This window comes from Thiomonas sp., from assembly GCF_054608695.1.
In genome coordinates this window covers 1-2979 of the sequence record NZ_JBTRXV010000193.1, presented here as the reverse complement: position 1 = coordinate 2979, position 2979 = coordinate 1, and the positions used below count along the sequence as shown (strand labels likewise).

The following is a 2979-nucleotide window of genomic DNA, read 5'->3' as shown; positions in this document are numbered from 1 at the left end:
ACTCAGCCTGCCCTGTGAGTGGGCGCGCCAGCTTTAGAAAATAGGGCTGGCTTTTTCCCTTCGACTTCTGTATTCTCGCTCCATGGATCCTTCTTTCGACTCCAACTCTCTGAACCGGCACCGTTTCGACACGCTGGTCGTCCGTCCCGTTGAACCCTCCGAGCGAATCCGGTGGGACGAAGAGATGCGGGCTCACCACTACCTCGGATTCCGGACCATGCCTGGAGAGTCGATCCGCTATGTTGCCCTTCTCGACGGGGAGTGGGTCGCCCTCCTGGGTTGGGGATCCGCCGCCTGGAGCAATGGATACCGGGACCGGATGATCGGATGGACCACTCCCCAGCGGGCCCGGCGCCTGTGCTATCTCGCCAACAACCTGCGCTACCTCATCCTTCCGGGGGTCCGTCTTCCCCATCTGGCATCGAAGGTCCTGGCTCTCTGCATGCGCCGGCTTTCCTGCGACTGGGAAGAGCGATACGGCCATCCCATCCTGTTCGTCGAGACCTTCGTCGATCCCTCCCGCTTTTTGGGAACCTGCTACCGGGCCGCCGGCTTCCGCGATCTTGGCGAAACCAAAGGGTACCGAAGAAACGCCGGACGATACGACTACCACGGAGAGGTCAAGCGCATCTTCGTCCGGCCCCTGAGAAAGGATGCGCTTCGTCTTCTCTCGTCCCCCGACCACCTTCCCATTTTCCAGACAAAGGAGGCTCGCGTGCCCGTCAAGGCTCTCAGCCAAAAAGACATCCAGTCTCTCATGGACGATCTGTCCCGGGTGACGGATCCCCGGAAGCGGCGGGGGATCCGTCACTCCCAGACTTCCCTCGTCGCCACCCTCGTGTGTGCCATTCTCTCCGGCGCCTGCCATACGCTCGCCATGGCCGAGTGGGCGAAAAACCTTTCGAACGCCCTCAAAAAGCGCCTGGGATACCGGAGGCATCCCGAGACAAAGGTCTGGATCGCGCCCTCCGAACCCACCCTGCGCCGCGCCCTCCAGTCGCTCGACGTCCTGAAGGTCGAGCAGGCGATCTCGGGCTGGCTCACGCGGATCCTGGCCAAGTCCGGATTGGCCGAAGACGGGAAGGTCCTCTCCGTCGACGGGAAGACGGTCCGGGGAGCCTCGAAGGCCGAGGGCGGTCAGAAGGTCCACCTCCTCTCCGCCTTCCTCCAAAACCGGGGGATCGTCGTGGCTCAGAAGAACGTGGATGAAAAGACCAACGAGATCCCCGAACTCCGCGCCCTTCTGGCTCCGATGGAGATCGAAGGCCAGATCGTGACGGCCGATGCCATGCACACACAAGTGGAAACGGCCCGGTTCATCACCGAGGACAAAAAGGCCGATTATGTCTTCACGGTCAAAAAAAACCAGCCCACCATGTTCGAAGACATCGAAAGCCTCCCCTGGGAGGCTTTTCCCCCCTCGGCAAACGGCCTCGACAATCGATAGGGGTCATGGTCGGATCGAGCGCCGCACCCTCACCGTCAGTTCCGAACTGAAAGAGACTTTTCCCGAGTTTTCCTTCCCCGGCCACCAGCAGGTCTTCCGCCTCGAACGCAACACCTCCAAACTCGATGGAAGCCATCCCACCACGGAAGTGGTCTACGGAGTCACCAGCCTCTCCCCGGAAAAGGCCTCTCCCGAACGACTTCTCTCCCTCGTTCGCGGTCATTGGGGCATCGAGGCCAATCACTGGATCCGGGACGCCGTTTTCGGAGAAGACAAGAGCGCCACGAGAAAGGGCTCCGCGCCCGTCTTCATGACCCTTCTCCGGAATCTCGCGATCGCCCTTCTCCGTCTGTCCGGACGGAATCAAATCGCGGAGTCCTTGCGGTTCTTCTCCTGGAATCCTTCCCAGGCGGTCTCTTTCCTCGGATTCTGATTCGGACCTTCCGGGAAAAAAGAGAACTCCTTTTTGCTCACCGAAAGGCGAGTCCGGCCCCGGTGCGCCTTTTTTCGGGAGAAGAATCCAGAAAGCCTGACTTTATGCCTCGGTTGCCTCCTCCATCCCGAAAATTTTCTTGTTTCGTCCCCGGATTTAGAAAAATTCTCCCTGTTTTTTAATCCCACTCTTATTTCGAGGGGGACTTTGACGTGGTCGTGGTACCAATGTGCCGGCTTATATGACGATGGTCGACTCATCGGGATCTGCGGGTTGTGGATCTTCACGAAGTACTATGTGGGTCGACACATCGAACCTGACAATGTGGTCATTCTGGAAGGATATCGCTCGAGAGGTCTCGGAACGAGGCTCATGGCGTGGGTGCATGAATATGGAAAATCGCAGGGGGCAATCGCAAGCGAACTGAATTGCTACCTGCCAAATGAACGGGGAAACGCTTTTTGGGAAAGAGACGGCTACCGGAAAATTGCCTGGCACTGCCAACGTCCGCTTGAACAGTGAGGATACTTTTGTGGGGATGAAAAATCCGGTCGTTCAGCTTGAAAGGACAGGGTGCGCAATCGCGTGCGTTGCCGCAATCACAGGCCGCTCCTACCCGGAAATGGAATCGATCGCGAACACGCTTGGCATTTTCGCCCATGATCAATCGTTGTGGTCTGATACATCCTATGTCCGTAGACTGCTCGATCATGTCGGATTGAAGGCAGACCCCGGAGAGATTCCTTTCTCCTCCTGGGAAGATCTTCACGATCTCGCACTTTTATCGACAAAATGGCATCTGGATAAAGGCCGTCCCGTCTGGCACTGGGCCGTCTTCGTTCGGGAAAAGGGACAAACCTTTGTTCTTGATTCCCAAAAAGGCCTTCGGACGAATCTGAGGACGGATTTCGGCCGCATGCGACCCCGGTGGTATATCCGGGTTACCGAGAACGACAAGAATTCTTCACAAAACTCTTTTATGAACTCTCCCGCCACTAAGCGGACGCTATAGTGGGGGTTTCCGATCTCACGAGCGGATGTTCCTCTTTCGCCGAGGATGCGCGAAGGCGTTTGGGCCTTCGCGTCTTATTCTCCTCTC

General features: G+C 57.7%; 4 protein-coding genes. All 4 read left to right on the top strand.

From position 1 onward, the window contains the following. Positions 1-82: 82 nt before the first annotated feature. From ACYCUK_RS24115 to ACYCUK_RS24100, 4 genes are read left to right on the top strand one after another with little or no spacing between them, the layout of a single operon-like run. Positions 83-1447, top strand: a complete 1365-nt coding sequence (locus ACYCUK_RS24115; RefSeq protein ID WP_461597114.1) for an ISAs1 family transposase — start codon at positions 83-85, stop codon at positions 1445-1447. Beyond that, positions 1344-1880 carry an ISAs1 family transposase gene (locus ACYCUK_RS24110; RefSeq protein WP_461597113.1) on the top strand — a complete coding sequence of 179 codons (537 nt, stop codon included), beginning with the start codon at positions 1344-1346 and terminating at the stop codon, positions 1878-1880. The genes ACYCUK_RS24115 and ACYCUK_RS24110 overlap by 104 nt, the downstream gene beginning before the upstream one ends. 33 nt (positions 1881-1913) lie before the next feature. Continuing rightward, positions 1914-2402, top strand: a complete 489-nt coding sequence (locus tag ACYCUK_RS24105) for a GNAT family N-acetyltransferase (RefSeq protein WP_461597112.1) — start codon at positions 1914-1916, stop codon at positions 2400-2402. After that, on the top strand, positions 2323-2892 hold the full coding sequence (locus tag ACYCUK_RS24100) for a hypothetical protein (protein ID WP_461597115.1): 570 nt from the start codon (positions 2323-2325) through the stop codon (positions 2890-2892). Before ACYCUK_RS24105 ends, ACYCUK_RS24100 begins: the two co-directional genes overlap by 80 nt. Positions 2893-2979: the final 87 nt, after the last annotated feature.

Bases quoted from the DNA above. Each gene is read 5' to 3' on its own strand.
- ACYCUK_RS24115 (WP_461597114.1), top strand. From the start codon at position 83: ATGGATCCTTCTTTCGACTCCAACTCTCTGAACCGGCACCGTTTCGAC.
- ACYCUK_RS24100 (WP_461597115.1), top strand. From the start codon at position 2,323: ATGAACGGGGAAACGCTTTTTGGGAAAGAGACGGCTACCGGAAAATTG.
- ACYCUK_RS24110 (WP_461597113.1), top strand. From the start codon at position 1,344: ATGTCTTCACGGTCAAAAAAAACCAGCCCACCATGTTCGAAGACATCG.